We start from the raw sequence: 16,721 nt of genomic DNA, 5'->3' as shown, positions 1-16,721 counted from the left end.
AACATTTTCCCTGCGTGTCGGTTAGGTTCACCATTCCGTGGTGCGTCAGATAATGTGTAGCAGAGATAGCATTGTGGTGAGTTATTGCAGGAGTTCGCTACGTGCATGCCAGGCACGGCGATGGTTTACTCCCCGTTCAGCGCCTGATCTCAATCAGGATGAACGCCTCATTATCTTGACGTGGTATTTCCTTTCTTTACTACATCGACCTATTACAAGGCAGTGAGTGAAAAAAAACGAATTAAGTGAATTAAGGCAGAAAAATGCCAATGAAAAGTGGTGACACTGAGTAAAACGTGATTTAAATCGTTCGTAAAGCCAGACCGGACGTGCTCTGGGCGTTGACGCTTGGCGGCGTCACTTGGTAATCGCTTCGCTTAAACACAAGTGACGCCGCGAAGTTTTCGGGACGTTTATTGTGCGTGACTTAAAGCGTAAGTGAAAGTCGTACAAAGTAAAACGGTTATAGTGAACGTAGCAGAAACCTGCTCAATGTTTGTGATAAGCCCGTCGCGTATAAAAGTGACAGGATAACTTTCATCGCCCATCAGACGATATCTGCTTCCAAAAGTGCGCAGATGTACCGCAATCTTGCTCTCCCTCTCAGGCTACAGGAGTTTTTTTCGCCGCCCGAAGGCGATCCTGACAGGCGATGGATCTTTTTTGTAGAAAAAAATACTAACGATTAGGTAAGAAAGCGTCAAACCGTTGATATGGTTTTTACCTCAATTTACTTGTCTAAAAAAACCAGTACAGATCACAGCATGAGTGATGCAGAATCATCACGTTCTTGAGCGTTCACCCTTCCAGTGCTAATATTGATATTGTTTAATTTTTGTTTAGTTATTTTATTTTTCTGATAAGTTCAAATGGCTTATTGGTGAGAACAAAACAATTAGAAAGGTTTATTGAATTTTTTGTTTCACAGTGCTAGTTTATCAAGGTTTTTCGTTGGTCAGTCACGCCGAAAGGTGACTAGATGCGGCAGTTGATAACACAATTAACTAACCGCTAAAAAGAAGAAACCCCATAATCTGCATCAAACTTGGCGGCTTGCATCAGATATATGGGGTATACTTGCAGAAATCGAATTAGTGGTTTCTGCATAGGAGTATAGAACGATGAGACTTCTATTGCAACTTTTTGATCCCCGCCATAAGTGCAGGGTATGTGTTTAAAAATCAACACACCCAATCAACATTTGATCCCTCTGTTCGTCGTAGCCGGCGTGGTGAATCCAACGTTTTACGTCGGGGGCAGTCTAAAATCCATCGGCGAAATATCCCAAAACAGGACATCAAAATTCCGAAAGGGGCACCTGCTCGGTTATCCCGAACCCTGAAAAGCCATGACTGGCGGCGGGATAGTGACCTTATAGTGCTTCGTCAAAAAGGCTATACGCCGTATTCCGAACGAAAAAATCCGCACTATGTGCCAAAGCCTATGCGCGTCAGTACACGTTCTGAGAGTCGTGAGGCTTTGACCTCATTGTCGCTGGCGTTTGCGGCAAATGCGGATTTTTTTCCCGGTCATGATTATCTGTTTGAAGTGATGGTGCCCTTTGAATTTATCGCCAAGGCGATGGGGGTACTGCATGAATATGATAACGGTCGTAAATCGTATGATGTAGCACTTCATGCGCTTTCAGTCCTTGAGCAAATGGAGCAAATTGTCGTCCATCGGGATAAAGATCGAGATGCGGGCCAAAATAAGCCGATGAGAATTTGGTTGAAACCAGAATTTTTCATGTCCAAAGGTATTCCTCGTAACGAAATCCGCCAGAGCTTAATTGACTTCCAAAACTGGGCTATAAAAAGTGGCCAGCTTGAAAATCTGGAAAAAAAATACCAACGTCATTTATTGAACATGGCGCGATTGGGTATTGATGTAGAAAATAAACATGCGTTGCGCCAGTTACTGAAAAAGATTAAACGCTCAGTAGTTGCTCAGGATTTACAGGAACAGAAAAACGAAGTACTGAGACATATCGAAGACAACATTGCGACTTTGGATAACCAAGCGGAAAATCTGGAAGCCAAACTTAATGGAACGCGGCGTTCAGTGGCGAATTTATGTAAAAAGGACAAATCAGATTCAATCTACTGGAGTATGTTTGTCGAATGGCAAAAAACAACAACACCGGTTGCTGTCCATTATGCAAAAAACAAATTAAAAGAGAAGAATCCTTACATAAGCGAGTACTCTGAACAATTTTACCGACTGTTACTTGAGCAAGAAGGCATCATCTTTACTTAACTGAATACTTCTTTGATGACTCATCAGAATAACCGTGCCTAGCACGGTTTTGGTGTTTCACCTAATAATAAGTTTCGACTCTTTTTTATCCGTTCAGCTTATCTACGTTTGCTTTTTTCCGGTAGTTTTCGTTTCTGAAACAGATTCTTTGCTCAAAACAATCATTGAGTATAAAAGTAAAATAATTAACTTCGAACGAATACTTTAAAATTTCATTAATTTCGAAGCTTATTCCTGAACAAAAAAAGCCTTATAAATAAGGAATAACCAATGGAGTTGAGCCTAAAGGCTACAACTCTCAATAGTTAGCCCCTTTCACTTCGTTCAAAGGAAAAATTCAATATATAACGTCCCGTAAGCGGTCGTAAACGCCCGCCAACGCGCAGATACGCCACGCCTTAAGCGTGACCACTGCGTGCCTTCGGCAGAACTTATTAAACCCAAAACACTTAATAGCTTTTCTAGCTCAGTAGGGAAGGGGGATCGCGTTCTCATTCATCCTGTATGGCTTCGGCGGTTCAACCACTTTGCCCCCGTTAAATAATGAGAGCCGCCTTTCATTCGCTTCGCTCATAAAATCAGCATAGTTTATAGATCATTACAGCGAATAATTGATTTTAAAGTAGTATCTGTTACTATAATAATTGTTACCACTCGGAGAACATTTGTGGCGTTCTATAAAATCTCATCTTTCAAAAAAAGCACGAAAAAAATGAACATTTCAGATCAACAGTTATTGAGTGCTGCACAAGAAGTTCAAAACGGAAAGTTTGAAGCTAATTTGGGTGGTGGCGTTATCAAAAAGCGAATAGCAATTCATAGAAAAGGTAAAAGTGGTGGAATAAGAGTCATCATCTTCTTTAAGGTTAACAACCATCTCTTTTTTGCTGACGGCTGGACAAAAAGTACCATTAGCTCTAAAGGTACAAAAGAAATCGAAGATGATGAATTGGAAGCGTATAAACAGCTTTCCAAACTTTTCCTTAGCTATACAGATCAAAAGATCAATGAGTTAATAACCCATGGTATCTTGGAGGAAATCATCTATGAGTAATAAATTAAACAATATGCTTGAATTAGCCAAAGAACTACATGCTGTTGATGCTGCACCGGAAAGTTTGGTTAATGATCTCAAAAAAGCCGTTAATACACGGAAAATCAACGATAAGATTAAAGCTGTTACTATGATGACTGGAGTTGAGATAAAGCAACTGCGTGTGCAATATGGGATGTCTCAAGCTATGCTGGCTCTGGCATTAGGAATGTCAAAAGAAAGCGTTTCTAAATGGGAACGAGAAGAAAAAAAGCCAAGTGGCCCAGCTCTTAGAATGCTCCGCATTCTTGAACACCGCGGACCAGAAGTGTTACTGGTTTAAATGGTGTCGTCATGAAATATTTAACCAAAGAACAAGACAACGGATTTGCGGTCATGCTCATCAATGATTAGATCTTGTGATAAACTCCCTGCTTTTTATTCTGGGTGAGATAAGGCTAAAGTGGATGTGATTTGTCGTTACTGTCATAAAACAAACGAGGTTAAAGAGCATGGAAAAGGGCGTACTGGGCATCCCCGTTATCACTGCTATGCTTGCCGTAAAACCTTCCAACTGAACTATACCTATCAAGCCTGCCATCCCGGCATGAAAGAGCGAATTATTGATATGGCCATGAATAACGCCGGTGTCAGGGACACAGCTCGGGTTCTGAACGTCGGCATTAACACGGTCATTCGCACATTAAAAAACTCACACCAAGACAAGTAACGACGCTGCCGCTGGCGGGCAGTGAGATCCATATCGGGTCTGTTCATAATACGTGTAAAATGTTGGCATAGCGAAATGGCGCAACAGCTTATTCCCTGAGTGGAGTGTCACGTGAGAGAATTTTTACAACCTATCTCCACACCCTGGTATCGAAGATAACGATAAAGAGTCACCTTGCTGATCCCCAGGTTTTCCGCTATCTCGTTGACACTTAGCTCACCTTTTATATACAGCGCTTCGGCAGCAATCGCTTTCTTTTTTGCCTTTTCGTTTAACCCCGGAGGACGCCCTCCAGAGCGTCCCCTGGCTCTGGCTGCTGCCAAGCCTGCCTGAGTCCGCTCAACAATCAGGTCACGTTCAAACTCGGCTAATGATGCAAAGATATTAAATACCAGCCGGCCCTGGGCATTCGTTGTGTCCACGGGATCGTGGAGACTTTTCAGACCGATGCCTTTTTCCATTAGCTGGGGTCCTGTGGAAGAACCCCCAGATCGGTAAACTTTGTGAGAGCTACGAGTTATCCACGTGCTTAAATGTGTTCAAAACACGGTAGATGGTTGCTTCGCCTAGCTTGAACTCCTTGGCTAACTGACCAATCGTAGTGCCGGATTGGCGCTTGAGATAAATATCATTTCGTATATCTTCGGTTAACTTAGCGGGGCGCCCGAATCTGACACCCTTCTCTTTCGCTTTGGCGATCCCTTCCGCCTGGCGTTCACTGCGTAAGTCATTTTCAAATTCCGCGATGGTGGCCAGCATATTGAACATAAGACGCCCTGTTGACGTTCGGGTATCAATATTTTGATCCAGAACGACCAAATCAATATTTTCTTGCTGAAAGCGACTAGAAATTTGTGATAAATGATCTACTGAACGTGCAAGCCGGTCTAATTTTGTGACGATCAGCGTATCACCTTCACGCAGGTAATCCATACAGGCTTGGTATTGCGGGCGGTGTGCTGTCCGCCCACTGCGTTTTTCCTGATAAAGACGTTCACACTCCGCTTGTCTTAATTTTTCCAGCTGAATGTCTAAACTTTGACCTGTTGAGCTGACCCGCGCATAACCAATTTTTGCCATAATCTATCATTATCCTTTAGACCATTTGATTGAGTACTTATGATAGGACTTTTGAGAGTTATTTGCGATGGTTGTCAAAAAGTATACTTTTTGATAGTCTTAAATTTGATCATATCGTTCGATTCGTTTATATTGTTTGAATCATGCCATGATTCAATGAGAGGACTATTATGGATGCTCTTTCTGCCAATGAAGCCAAAACCCAGTTTGGTGACATGCTACTCAAAGCACAACGTGCCCCAATCCAAATCAATAAAAACGGAAAACCCGTTGCGGTGGTTATCTCAATGGATGAATACGAAAGTATTGAAACACTCCGGTTAAAATTATTGCAGTCAAGAGCTGAGCAGGCCAGAGTTGATATTGAATCCGGTAACACCCTCGATGGCGAAGCCTTTTTTAATGAACTGATATCAGGTCAGTACGATTAGAACTTCACCTATTGAGGAGAAAAAAATGTCTGTAGCCGGACTGAGTGCAGAACAATTACAACGGGTGAAACGTATACACGAATATGCTCCCCGTTTTCCCCTGACAGAAACCGGTGATGCGCAATTACTGAAAACCTGTTACGACTATATGGATACATTCAAACAGGTGATAGACAGTGCATCCACTGCCCGGCTGGATGATATTTGCCAGCAATACACCGGTTTTTTCCGATTCGCCAAACTCATGGAAATGTTGGCTCAGGGTATTGCTGAGGGCATTATCGACGTTCCAAGGGATCATTAGCCTTAATGACTATATCAAACTACCGCTTAACGCCTGATGCTCAGGCCGATCTGATTGAAATCCGTCGTTTTACTGTACAGCAATGGGGTAAGATGCAATCGGAAAAATACCTGTCCGGACTTCAACAAACCTTTCGTTTGCTGGCTTCTACCCCTGCACTGGGAAGAAGCAGGCCGGAAGTCGGATCGGGCGTATTGAGTTTTTCTTATGTCAGTCATGTCATTTATTACCTCATCCACGAACGGCAACCGGTGATATTTGGTGTGCTGCACAAACGGATGGTGCCTGCAAATCATCTGGACGGACGCGAAATAATTTGATTGTCTGGCCTCATTGAATCCGGGACTCGCAATGGAAAATATCAAGCGTATTCACTTATTATCCAATACCGAAATCGAAGAACTCTATGCCTGTCCCGAATTCAATGATCACGAACAAAACCTGTATTTTTCCTTAAGCCCGGCAGAACGGGCTGTTCTCGAACAGTTTCGCAATACCCAGACTCGTATCCATTTCATCCTGCAACTGGGTTATTTCAAGGCGAAACAACAGTTTTTCAACTTATCACTTGATAAGGTCATCCAGGATGTTCAGTATATTGCGGCTACGTATTATAGCGATACTGATGCGGCCCGGTTCACAGGCTCACTCTCCCGCAAATACAGGCGCAGTCAGCGGCAGGCCATACTCTCGCTCTTTGGTTACCGAAACTGGTCTCCGCAATATACAACTGAAATAGAATCTCATCTCGCCTATTTGTTGCGTTACTATCCCAAAGGGCACAGTGCGTTTCGTCAACTGCTGACGTATTTTGAGCATCAAAAATTGATGCTCCCGTCCTACCGAATTCTACAGGATATTTTCAGCCACGCCTTTATTGCGGAGGAAAATCGCCTGAATGCGGCAGTTTCCTTGTTGCCTGCCGTAATCACTGAGCAACTGGACACTTTGGTACAGCGGGATGACGGTATCACTGCCCTTAATATTATCCGTGCCGACCAAAAGGATTTTCAGTACACCGCTGTCAGAATGGAAGTAGATAAGGCATTGCGTATTGAAGATCTCTATCAGTTTACTCGGGATTTTCTGCCTTCTCTGGCGTTGTCAAAAAATGCTATCCGTTACTATGCGGAAATGGCCGAACAATATGCCGCCTCCCGGTTGCGCAGACTTAGCAAAACCCAACAGTGGCTACAGGCCTTGTGTTTCGTCTATCACCGTTATCAGCAAATCATGGATAATCTGATTATCAGCTTTTGTTATCACACACGGGCGATCATGGATGCCGGTAAAATTTATGCGTCGATAGCCCACATGGATCACAGTGCCAAAGTCGTCACGGATTTTCCCGGACTGGCAAAGTTTCTGAAATGGTTTCCAGAACGGAACCCAAACATGAGCCAGACCGAACTGAATGAAGTGGCATTCAGTATGTTGCCCAAAACACAATTTTCCGTTATGGCAGACTTTTTGGAAGGCAAATCTTTTGATAAGAAAGCGGCGTTGTGGGAATACTATGGTCAGTCATCCCGCTTGCTCTCGTTGTATCTGCGTCCGGTATTTACCCGGGTAAAATTGGAATATTATAAGAAAGACAGTCAAATAGGCGAACTGATCCATGTATTGAAAACACATTACGCCAGTGGAAAAAGTCCGGCCGCCTTAAAAATCTGCGATGAGCTGGGATTCACCATTCCCAAAAGTATGAATGCCTACCTGAAGCGGAAACCCTCGGACACTCGAATCGATCCGTATTTATTTGAGTTTTTTGTCTATTTAAAGATGCTCCATGAGATTGAACGAGGCCGTCTGTATTGCAATGACAGTGTCTCGTACTGTGATATTGATACCGATCTGGTTGACGATACGCTGGTTGATCACGTTGAAAAGATCGCGGCGGAGTTTGGTTATTCCCGCCTTCCTGTTTACTGTGACCAGCGTCTTGATGAAGCGCTACAGGAGCTGGATGAAGCCTGGGAGAGGACGACTCACAATATTCGTGAAAATAACAATCCCGGCTTTAACGTTCGTGAAACCAAAACCGGACAACAACACTGGAGTCTGCACTATGACAGCGTTGAAAAGCTGGACGATGCTTTTTTCAAAAACTTGCCCAAAGCTGAAATTGCTAACATTGTCATGTTCATCGGTGAGCTGACTGACCTGTGGCGTGGATTTACCCACCTGAAAGACCGTTATACTAAGCGGAAAAAACCGTTACCGTTGGCAATTAATGCCTGTTTGTTGTCGGAAGCCTTTGGATTTGGTGCATTGAAAATGGCGGATATGTCGGATATGGAACTCAACCCGCTTCGCGCAGTACGGGAAGATTTTATTCGGGTGGATACGCTTTGTGCAGCCAATGAAATCGTCAGCAATCATATCCATTCACTGGCGATCTTCAAACAGTGGAATCTCATGGATAACAAACTATTGGCTGATGCAGACGGGCAAAAATTTGCAACGACAGACAGTACGATACAATCCCGTTATTCCAGAAAGCATCTGGGTAAAGGCCGTGGCATCTCGCTCTACACACTGCTCGCCAATTACGTGGCGGTTAATGCGAAAAATATTGGTCTGAATGAGTACGAAGGTCATTCACTGTACGACATGATTTACACCAATAAAACGGATATCGATATTCATATGGTGACAGGGGATAACCACTCACTGAACAAGCTGAATTTTGTCACTCTGGATTCTATCGACGTAGATTATGTTCCCAGTATCAAGAAGGTGCGTCACGCAGCTGACGCTATTTATTCAGCGAAACCTCTGGATTATGATACTGGTATTCTCAAACCTAAAGGGGTGATTAATATCGAACGTATCCGCTCTCAGCGGCGAGGCGTTCTGCGTGTATTGCTTTCACTGATCATGCAGGAAAATACCCAGAGCAATATCATCCGAAAACTGAACTCTCATGCCCGTTACGCCAGATTAAAAGCGGCGTTGTTTGAATATAATGCCCTCTTCAAGAGCACTCATGTTCTCAATCTGATAGATGATATGGCACTCAGAAAAGCGATCCGAAGCGCCCGAAACCGGACAGAAGCCTATCATCAGCTTCAAAGTAACATCCGAAAAACGTACAACGGTATCTTCAAGGGTAAAAAAATCGTTGAAAACCGGGTCAGTGCTCATGCAGCCAGATTGGTTGCCAACTGCATCATTGCCTACAACAGTATGATCCTGAATGCGGTCTACCAGAAGATGCTGGCCAACGGTGTTTCTCAAGAAATTATTGATGAGTTTACGCGGATTTCGCCGATTGCCTGGACACACACGTTGTTCACGGGGCGATACAACTTTAAGAGAAATAACGGAAAAATCGATGTAGAAGCGATGGCGAGGATATTGGAGTCTCACCTGAAACAACATTTTTGGCGGGATGACTGATCAGGGTTTTCTCTCAAAGTTTACCGATCTGGGGGTTCTTCCGATGGACCCGCGATACATTACATGCAGATACTCAGGGGCAGAGTGAACCCGTTTTTGCGCTGGCCTATCTGCTGGGAATAAAACTTTTTCCCCGAATGAGAAACTGGAACGATGCGGTGTTTTATCGTCCATCAAATGATGCAACATATAAACATATCGATAAGTTGTTTACGAAAACGGTTGATTGGGGATTGATTCAGACGCACTGGCAGGATTTGATACAAGTCGTATTATCCATTCAGGCGGGTAGGGTATTACCCTCAATGTTACTGCGAAAACTGAACAGTAACAATCGACAGAACAAACTTTATCGCGCTTTTCGGGAACTGGGGCGGGTTGTTCGCACGTTATTTTTATTACGATATCTGTCTGAATCTGATTTTCGACAAACAATACGGGCAGAAACAACAAAAATTGAATCCTATAATGATTTCCTGGATTGGATTACATTTGGTGGACAGATAATCAAAAGCGGTGATCCTGTAGAGCAGGCAAAGCAGGTAAAATACTCGGATATTATAGCCAATGCCATTATGCTTTGTAATGTGTCAGATTTAACGGAGATACTGACAAAAGTAGCAGATGATGGTCATAAAATAAGGTCAGAACAGGCGGCGGCACTCAGTCCTTATATACGTGATCATATACGCCGATTTGGTCGGTATGATGTGGATATGACAATTTTTCCACCAGAATTAAATCCCAAGCCTATTCCAATTGGCGTATGAAAACAGACTATGCCAACATTTTACACGTATTATGAACAGACCCGGGCATCAAGTGCCTCAACCAGTGGACGGATATCTCCGACTGTGGTCGTATCATCAGCATGAATAATCGCGTCAAGTAATGCCAAGGTTTTGTCAACTTCATCGGCTAACGTCGCCCCGGGCATTCTGTTTCCGGCCAAACAAAAGGGTGACTTCAGGTTAGCGTTTTCGAGAACAGTTTCAATACGGATATCGTGAAACCAGTGCTCGAAAAAGTTGTACTCGTAGGTAAAACGGTCACCGGCATCAAATTCAAAGTCATCCAGCGTGATTTTGTAAGGGTTATCAGGAAATGCAATCCCGCCGGAGTAGGAAATACCGTAATCTTTAGCATAAATACGGAATTGGTGAAGGTGATCATCCTGCCATCCCTGCGCGACCTGAATAATAGTAATCACTATAGGGCAGAAACCTGCCCTTAAGCTGCCATCCCTGCGCGACCTGAATAATATAATGAAAAGCGGCTAAAGATGTCTCGCCTGATAGCCTGAATCGGCGCCAGACCATTGGGCTGATACCCCGAAGGACGATTTTAACGACATAAATTTTCATGGTGATCTACCTGAGAAAAATAGGTTTAATTGCCCATTCTATCGCCGATTGAACAGGGTGCCCCACACTAATGAGATGGCCGCCCTCACCCTGTTAGCGATATATTGACAGCGTGTGATTTATTTTTTAAGAGGCTACCATCATGAACACTATCGCACTGATTGGCATCGATCTCGGCAAACATTCCTTTCATATCCATTGTCAGGATCAATCGGGGAAAGCCTTACTGCGTAAAAAATTCACCCGAACTAAATTGATGGAATTCTTAGCTGACTGCTTTCCGGCAACGGTGGTGATGGAAGCCTGTGCTGGCGCACATTTCATGGCAAGGCGGATCGCTGATTTGGGGCATGAGGCCAAGCTGATTTCACCGCAGTTTGTGCGTCCCTTCGTTAAAAGTAACAAGAATGATTTTATTGATGCTGAAGCTATCTGTGAAGCCGCTTCACGTCCTTCAATGCGGTTTGTTCAGCCCAGAACGGAAGCCCAACAAGCCATGCGAGCGTTGCATCGTGTCCGGGAATCACTGGTCCGGGATAAAGTCAAAACGACCAACCAGATGCAGGCTTTCCTGCTTGAGTTTGGCATCAGTATGCCCAAAGGGATTGCTGTGATAAAACGACTCTCCACTGTGTTGGTTGAACATGAACTTCCCCCTTATCTGGTACAGGTATTACTGCGGTTACAGGCGCATTATCACTATTTGGTTGAACAAATCACCGAGATTGAAACTGCCCTGTCACAGGAGATTGCTCAGGATGATACCGGACAACGGCTGATGACGATCCCCGGCATTGGCCCCATCACGGCGAGTGTGCTTTCCTCACAACTGGGCGATGGGAAGCAATACGCACACAGCCGGGATTTTGCAGCCTCGACGGGATTGGTTCCCCGCCAATACAGTACCGGGGGAAAGACAACCTTATTAGGGATCAGTAAACGGGGTAATAAGACACTCCGGCAACTGTTGGTGCTATGTGCCCGAACGTTCATAATGCATATTGAGCATAGAAAGGGCAAACTGGCTGACTGGGTTAAACGGCAACTTGAACGAAAGCATTCTAATATTGTGGCCTGTGCGTTAGCGAATAAACTCGCCCGGATAGCGTGGGCTATGACGACACAACACACGGTATTTGAAGCCTAAATCAAGCCTGTTGTGAACAAATTTGAAACGAGACCCCACTGGTTTTGCGAAGACTGATAATTGATGACATGAACGGCCTACCGGCCTGATGAGAAACCTAGCATAAAAATTGGCTCCTTGAAGCCGGCACACTTTTAAGGTTCATCAGGCGCGGAACTCATCGAGGCGCAGGCTCCTTGCCTATAATGACGCCGGATAGATTTAAGCAAGCCCAAAATTCATCAAAATGAGTGTTGCAAAAACGAGGGCGACCATAGATTTTTATGGTCTCCAACTTGTTCCATTGGACACCTCTTCATATTTTTGCTGATGTATTCAGCATGGCTCACTGAAGCCGTTTTGGAGAGGTGTCCATTTCATTAATTCGGGTTATCTATAAATGCGTGCTACATAAAATGCATGTGAACCCTGTGGACTATTACATGTAATTGAGGCTTTAATGCTGTTTTTAGCTACAACCCACTCTTGAGATTCATTGTCACCTACTTGTTGAGCAACATCTTGAGATGAAGAACCAATATCACAATAACAGGCATTTTTCCCGCCAATTAGGGGAATGTCAGTTAATGGGCAAGATACTCCAAAAGAAATATCTATTCCATCATAGGTGTAAGTAAAGCCATATTGTGTTCCGACTAAAGCACCTTCTTTTTTTTCAGTGGAAACCAGTCCTGATACAAAAATTTTATCTTCCTTCTTCGCTGGGGAAATCTTAATATTTTGAGTATGTAGAACTGGTTTACCATGAACGTTAAAATCGTCTTTAAAATTGATTTCTTTATCTAATTCATTAATGACAATGACTATGCAGGCGGCAGGTTTTACCACAAAATAAATGATAGGTATAATAATGGAAATTACTGCTATTGTAATTATTGAAATAATCACTGAAGCAGTGGCCACGTGAATCCCAGCGACAGCTGCTGCAAATTCTGGAGAGCCAGCCATAACTTTTTTAATAACTTCAGCAACTGACAGATCGCTTATGCCTATCATGCCTCCAAGGAGCATCTGAGCAGCAAGAAGATCTTCTTCCTTATTTTCCAAGTCTTTTAATTCTTGCAGATTTTCCAATAACAATTTGATTTGTTCTTCGATATCATTGCCTGTAGTATTAATTAATGTATTATATAATTCATTAGTAAGTGCGATTGGTGGGTACAGATCCCCATCGGTCAGTTGGATATTATTTTTTTGCAATAGACTTCTAAGGTTGGCTTGAGCTTGTGCTAGAAACATCTCTCTAAGAGAATAAATCTCTTCTTGTGTTTTTGCTTTATCTAGAGGAACTGCATATTCTGGAAATAATTTTTGAAATTTCATTTTCAATACTTTTGTAGTAACATTGTGCATAAATTACCTCTTTAATTATTTAATATCTATGTAAATTAAGAAATAACAATAACATTTAATTATTATTTAATTTGTTAACTTTTAAGATAGGTGTGTATGATACTGTTTTTGCATTTGTAGATGCACTACCAGTTTTTGATTTGAATTTAACTGACTTTTCTCCAAGAGTGATTAAAATCTGATTTCCACTATCTTTTGGTGTTAAGTCGAACCGTTTAAATCCGTCAGTGTCCAATGTATTTGCATTACTAAAAAATGTTCTTAATATAACAGCAGTTACAATAGTAGCAGCAGCTATAGCTCCTGCTGGTAAGTTAGCAGCTCCTATAGCTAAGCCTGCTAATAGGCCTACTTCTGCTGGTACTGAACTTAGTGCATCATTTAACTTTTTGAGAAATCCTTGGAAATTTAGAGGGGATGTAATGTGTATGATACCATCACTAGTTACCCATGTAACAAACCACCAGTCTGCATGTATCTCTCCGGTATTATAGTGTACAGACATTATTTTTTTGCAAAATTCATTATTTTTAATAACAGGATCGGTTTTATCAGTTTTGAATTTATCTTCATGAGTGGAATATATATGAGCAGAAGAAATACTCAAAATATCCTTTCCTGCTTCATTAAGAAATGAAACAGGGGAGTTATATTTTGTGTTAATCATATTAAATCCTCTGACGAATAGGTTTAAAAATTAATAATTGTCCGTAATTTAATAAATACAAAAAATATATTAACAATTAATTAATGGGGAAATTATGCTAATATATAGATTTATAACTGTTGAGTAGATTTCTTTTTTTATTTAAAAATTAATATTAATTGTAATACTCTTTTTTTAATCAAACAAACTTGCATTTAAAACAAGAGTCATTAAAAATAAAGGTGAGTTAGCTTATTTACGATGAACTATTGCGCCAATGGTTCTGTCGCATTAAGCGATCATCAGGTAAGCTCCTCTGTTTTTGAGCGAGGAGACCATAAAAATCTGTGGGGCACGGTGTTAAACCGGCGATAGAATGAACAGTTAAGTGTACTTATTAAGTCCGATATTTCACCATGAAAACTTATGTCGTTAAAATCGCCCTTCGGGGTATCAGTCCTATGGTCTGGCGGCGATTCAGGTTGTCAGGCGAGACGTTAGACGATGAAATGACGAAAACACTGGCATTGGTCAACGCGATTATTCATGCTAATGAAACGACAACGGTCGGAGAGATCCGCCCATGGGTTGAGGCACTTGATGCCGTCAGATTCAACCGTCCCAAGGTTAATCGCCAACTAAACTAAGTAGACTCAACCTTAATTCACCGGAACTGGAACCCATCTTGATAGGGCTGTAGCAAATAGTGATGACCGGTATCCATAAAGGTATGGTGAAAAAGCAGCAAATGCAATGGAGCTAACAAGGCGCACATTATTTACTCCAGACACGCACAGTGGTACTTAACCTCAGCTTCGTTTAAAGATAGCGATTTCATTATCCCGTAGATTCAAGCTCGGCTTTTTAGGTTGGAATGTATAAGCAATAAGACCGGCAGCGATTTCCAACAAAAACCCGAGCTGACTGCGGTGCCTTGAATGCTCTATCTGAGAAATATTTTTGAGCTGGTCGACGACCGTTTCTATCAAAAATCGCCGTCTTAACATCAACCTATCCCAGAGAGATAAGGCTTTGGCTTTCATGTTACTCCGGACATGGGTGATTAACGTGACACCTTCCGCTTCCAACTCATCGCATAAAGCCTGGGATAAATACCCTTTATCACCATACAAACATCCTGTGAGTCCTTTTGTCAGCGCGCTGACTGGCTGACGATCATCCTGGTTTCCTGCGGTGAGTTTCACAGCTAACAATTCACCGCAATCATTGATAACCAAATGAAGTTTAAAGCCATAAAACCAACCTGTACTCGTTTTACCTCGTTGCGCCATCCCTTCAAATACCCGATGGCGGGGAATACGAAGATTGTGACAAACAGCAATTTTGGTGGAATCAATAAAAGCAATTCCTTGAGTGTGCGCCTTACGTGATGAAAGAAAAGCACATAAAGGGATCAATGCCCTTTTCTTCAGGGTGAGGATACGCGTATAACGTAAGCGCTCAATTAAACCGTGCAGTTCACATTATATCGCTGATGTTCATGTTCCACGGCAACAGGTCGTGCAGGGGATCATCGGATTGGCGTTTGGGTAATTCTGTAAAAATATGTCGGAAGTAAAAATACGGATTGATGTCATTGGCCCGGCAGGTCATGACCAGACTGTATAAGTTTGCACTGGCAAAGGCGCCCTCCGCTGACGTGGAAAACAGCCAATTTTTGCGTCCAGTGGTGAACGGGCGGATATCCCGCTCGGTGACATTATTGTCAATGCTGAGATGCCCGTCTTCCAGATAGACAATCAGTTTCCGCCACTGGTTCAGGGTATAGCTGATCGCGGTGCCGATAGCACTTTTCGGCAATACCGTTCGGCTGGCCTCGGTTAGCCAGTCGTGGAAGGCTTTCAGAACCGGAGGCGCTTTTTCCTGCCGTAATCGCCGTCGTTCATCGGGGCTGAGTAACCGCGCTTCCCGCTCAATGGCATACAGCCGGGCGATAAAAGTCAGCCCTTGTTCAGCACGTCCGGCTTTTTTACCCGCCTGAGCTTTCTGGGCATCGGTAAATTTGCGCCGGGCATGCGCCATGCATCCAGCGTGTCGGACTGATTTCAGCGTATCGTAAGCCGCGTAGCCATCGGTCAGTAGATAACCCGCATAATCCCCTAAAAAGTCAGTGACACAACACCCGCTGCGGCTCGGTTGATAGTCAAAAATCACCGCCGGATGCGCGGCAAATTCGCCACTGCGATACACCCACATATAGGATTGGCTCTGCGCCGGGCGATCGACTTCACGAAGCACCTGCACCGGGGTTTCATCCGCACAAATCAGTGGCTCATTGAGCAGGTGCGCACGCATCAGCTCAACCAGCACATGCACCTTGCGGCCGAGCTGCACGCACCAGTTCGCCAGCGTACTGCGGCTGATTTCAATGCCGGAACGCGCCAAAATATCGGCCTGCCGGTACAGCGGCAGCGCATCGACATATTTCGCGGTGACAATGGCAGCCTGTGTCTCCGGGCTGGCGATCGTCCGGGGTAACAGGCTGGGTGGGGGCGGCGCCGTGATGATTTTGCTGTGGGTTTCGGTTTGTTCACACTGCCGGCAGGTATATTTGGTGCGTTCGTGACGAATGACACTGACTTTCTGCGGCACGATTTTCAGGGTTTCTGACGTTTCGGTCCCACAGGCATGTAGCGGTTCGCCGCAACAATCGCAGTGCGGTGCATTCAGCGTATGGCACTGCACTTCCCGCTCTAATCCTGCCGGCAACGGTTGACGGCCTTTTTTGTGATGCGCCGGCGTCGGTTTAGTACTACAGCCGTAATTGCTCTGTCACCATAGGGTTATTCCGACGACGGTAATGACATTGTTGTGCATAGTATTGGTGTCGCCGCCGCCAGTCTGACCAATGTAAAATCTGTTCGACTGCCTCTCCCGTTTTTTCCATCAATTTTGACAACAGCTTACGCAGTTCCGGGATACTCAGGGCTACCAATCCTGCCGGTGTTTTTTTT

General features: G+C 43.7%; 16 protein-coding genes and 4 pseudogenes. 11 read left to right on the top strand and 9 right to left on the bottom strand.

Annotated elements, in window-relative coordinates:
- Window positions 1-1,170: 1,170 nt before the first annotated feature.
- From PSI14_RS17445 to PSI14_RS17430, 4 genes and pseudogenes are all read left to right on the top strand, one after another.
- Window positions 1,171-2,256, top strand: coding sequence for a Replication protein (locus tag PSI14_RS17445; protein ID WP_273577137.1), 1,086 nt, complete (start codon window positions 1,171-1,173; stop codon window positions 2,254-2,256).
- Between the two features lie 667 nt (window positions 2,257-2,923).
- Window positions 2,924-3,310 (top strand): type II toxin-antitoxin system RelE/ParE family toxin, encoded by a 387-nt coding sequence (locus PSI14_RS17440; protein WP_273577135.1) that lies wholly within the window; start codon window positions 2,924-2,926, stop codon window positions 3,308-3,310.
- Window positions 3,303-3,632, top strand: a complete 330-nt coding sequence (locus tag PSI14_RS17435; RefSeq protein ID WP_273577134.1) for a helix-turn-helix domain-containing protein — start codon at window positions 3,303-3,305, stop codon at window positions 3,630-3,632. Before PSI14_RS17440 ends, PSI14_RS17435 begins: the two co-directional genes overlap by 8 nt.
- 120 nt (window positions 3,633-3,752) lie before the next feature.
- Window positions 3,753-4,054 (top strand): annotated as a pseudogene (locus tag PSI14_RS17430) (IS1-like element transposase); the annotation flags it as partial.
- Window positions 4,055-4,126: 72 nt separating this feature from the next.
- Here PSI14_RS17430 and PSI14_RS17425 read toward each other — a convergent pair.
- A complete protein-coding gene (locus PSI14_RS17425) occupies window positions 4,127-4,480 on the bottom strand; it encodes a recombinase family protein (protein ID WP_273577132.1) in 354 nt (117 codons plus the stop codon).
- 49 nt (window positions 4,481-4,529) lie between these two features.
- Window positions 4,530-5,099 carry a recombinase family protein gene (locus PSI14_RS17420; RefSeq protein WP_273577130.1) on the bottom strand — a complete coding sequence of 190 codons (570 nt, stop codon included), beginning with the start codon at window positions 5,097-5,099 and terminating at the stop codon, window positions 4,530-4,532.
- A 170-nt stretch (window positions 5,100-5,269) separates the two neighbouring features.
- Between PSI14_RS17420 and PSI14_RS17415 the strand changes: the two genes are divergently transcribed.
- The 5 genes from PSI14_RS17415 to PSI14_RS17395 are packed head-to-tail and all read left to right on the top strand — an operon-like array spanning window position 5,270 to window position 10,006.
- Window positions 5,270-5,530: a type II toxin-antitoxin system Phd/YefM family antitoxin gene (locus PSI14_RS17415; RefSeq protein ID WP_023043807.1), complete on the top strand. Its 261-nt coding sequence runs from the start codon at window positions 5,270-5,272 to the stop codon at window positions 5,528-5,530.
- A 25-nt stretch (window positions 5,531-5,555) separates the two neighbouring features.
- On the top strand, window positions 5,556-5,834 hold the full coding sequence (locus PSI14_RS17410) for an arylsulfatase regulator (protein ID WP_273577127.1): 279 nt from the start codon (window positions 5,556-5,558) through the stop codon (window positions 5,832-5,834).
- 5 nt (window positions 5,835-5,839) lie between these two features.
- Window positions 5,840-6,154, top strand: a complete 315-nt coding sequence (locus PSI14_RS17405; protein ID WP_273577125.1) for a type II toxin-antitoxin system RelE/ParE family toxin — start codon at window positions 5,840-5,842, stop codon at window positions 6,152-6,154.
- Between the two features lie 31 nt (window positions 6,155-6,185).
- Window positions 6,186-9,236: a Tn3 family transposase gene (locus PSI14_RS17400; RefSeq protein ID WP_273577123.1), complete on the top strand. Its 3,051-nt coding sequence runs from the start codon at window positions 6,186-6,188 to the stop codon at window positions 9,234-9,236.
- On the top strand, window positions 9,233-10,006 hold the full coding sequence (locus tag PSI14_RS17395) for a Tn3 family transposase (RefSeq protein WP_306309334.1): 774 nt from the start codon (window positions 9,233-9,235) through the stop codon (window positions 10,004-10,006). Before PSI14_RS17400 ends, PSI14_RS17395 begins: the two co-directional genes overlap by 4 nt.
- A gap of 29 nt (window positions 10,007-10,035) precedes the next feature.
- On the opposite strand, the gene PSI14_RS17390 is transcribed toward PSI14_RS17395, so the two are convergent.
- Both PSI14_RS17390 and PSI14_RS17385 read right to left on the bottom strand, forming a co-directional pair.
- Window positions 10,036-10,446, bottom strand: coding sequence for a plasmid pRiA4b ORF-3 family protein (locus tag PSI14_RS17390; RefSeq protein WP_273577121.1), 411 nt, complete (start codon window positions 10,444-10,446; stop codon window positions 10,036-10,038).
- Complete coding sequence (locus PSI14_RS17385; RefSeq protein WP_273577164.1) at window positions 10,406-10,555, bottom strand: IS1096 element passenger TnpR family protein; 150 nt, start codon at window positions 10,553-10,555, stop codon at window positions 10,406-10,408. Before PSI14_RS17385 ends, PSI14_RS17390 begins: the two co-directional genes overlap by 41 nt.
- A gap of 187 nt (window positions 10,556-10,742) precedes the next feature.
- Between PSI14_RS17385 and PSI14_RS17380 the strand changes: the two genes are divergently transcribed.
- On the top strand, window positions 10,743-11,747 hold the full coding sequence (locus PSI14_RS17380) for an IS110 family RNA-guided transposase (protein WP_187650409.1): 1,005 nt from the start codon (window positions 10,743-10,745) through the stop codon (window positions 11,745-11,747).
- Between the two features lie 369 nt (window positions 11,748-12,116).
- Here the strand turns inward: PSI14_RS17380 and PSI14_RS17375 are convergent, their stop codons facing one another.
- Together PSI14_RS17375 and PSI14_RS17370 are read right to left on the bottom strand one after the other, a co-directional pair.
- Entirely contained in the window at window positions 12,117-13,100 is a 984-nt protein-coding gene (locus PSI14_RS17375; RefSeq protein WP_273577118.1) for a hypothetical protein, read from the bottom strand.
- Window positions 13,101-13,155: 55 nt separating this feature from the next.
- Complete coding sequence (locus tag PSI14_RS17370; protein WP_273577117.1) at window positions 13,156-13,767, bottom strand: hypothetical protein; 612 nt, start codon at window positions 13,765-13,767, stop codon at window positions 13,156-13,158.
- A 395-nt stretch (window positions 13,768-14,162) separates the two neighbouring features.
- Here PSI14_RS17370 and PSI14_RS17365 point away from each other — a divergent pair, with 395 nt between their 5' ends.
- Complete coding sequence (locus PSI14_RS17365) at window positions 14,163-14,393, top strand: hypothetical protein (protein ID WP_273577115.1); 231 nt, start codon at window positions 14,163-14,165, stop codon at window positions 14,391-14,393.
- A gap of 162 nt (window positions 14,394-14,555) precedes the next feature.
- Here PSI14_RS17365 and PSI14_RS17360 read toward each other — a convergent pair.
- From PSI14_RS17360 to PSI14_RS17350, 3 pseudogenes are all read right to left on the bottom strand, one after another.
- Window positions 14,556-15,203, bottom strand: a pseudogene (locus tag PSI14_RS17360) (IS982 family transposase); the annotation flags it as partial.
- A gap of 22 nt (window positions 15,204-15,225) precedes the next feature.
- Window positions 15,226-16,515 (bottom strand): annotated as a pseudogene (gene tnpC / locus PSI14_RS17355) (IS66 family transposase); the annotation flags it as partial.
- Window positions 16,516-16,519: 4 nt separating this feature from the next.
- Window positions 16,520-16,721, bottom strand: a pseudogene (locus PSI14_RS17350) (hypothetical protein); the annotation flags it as partial.

Source organism: Xenorhabdus anantnagensis (genome assembly GCF_028598555.1).
Taxonomy (GTDB): domain Bacteria; phylum Pseudomonadota; class Gammaproteobacteria; order Enterobacterales; family Enterobacteriaceae; genus Xenorhabdus; species Xenorhabdus anantnagensis.
Note: the sequence above shows the minus strand (reverse complement) of the source record. Positions and strands in the feature narration are given on the sequence as shown.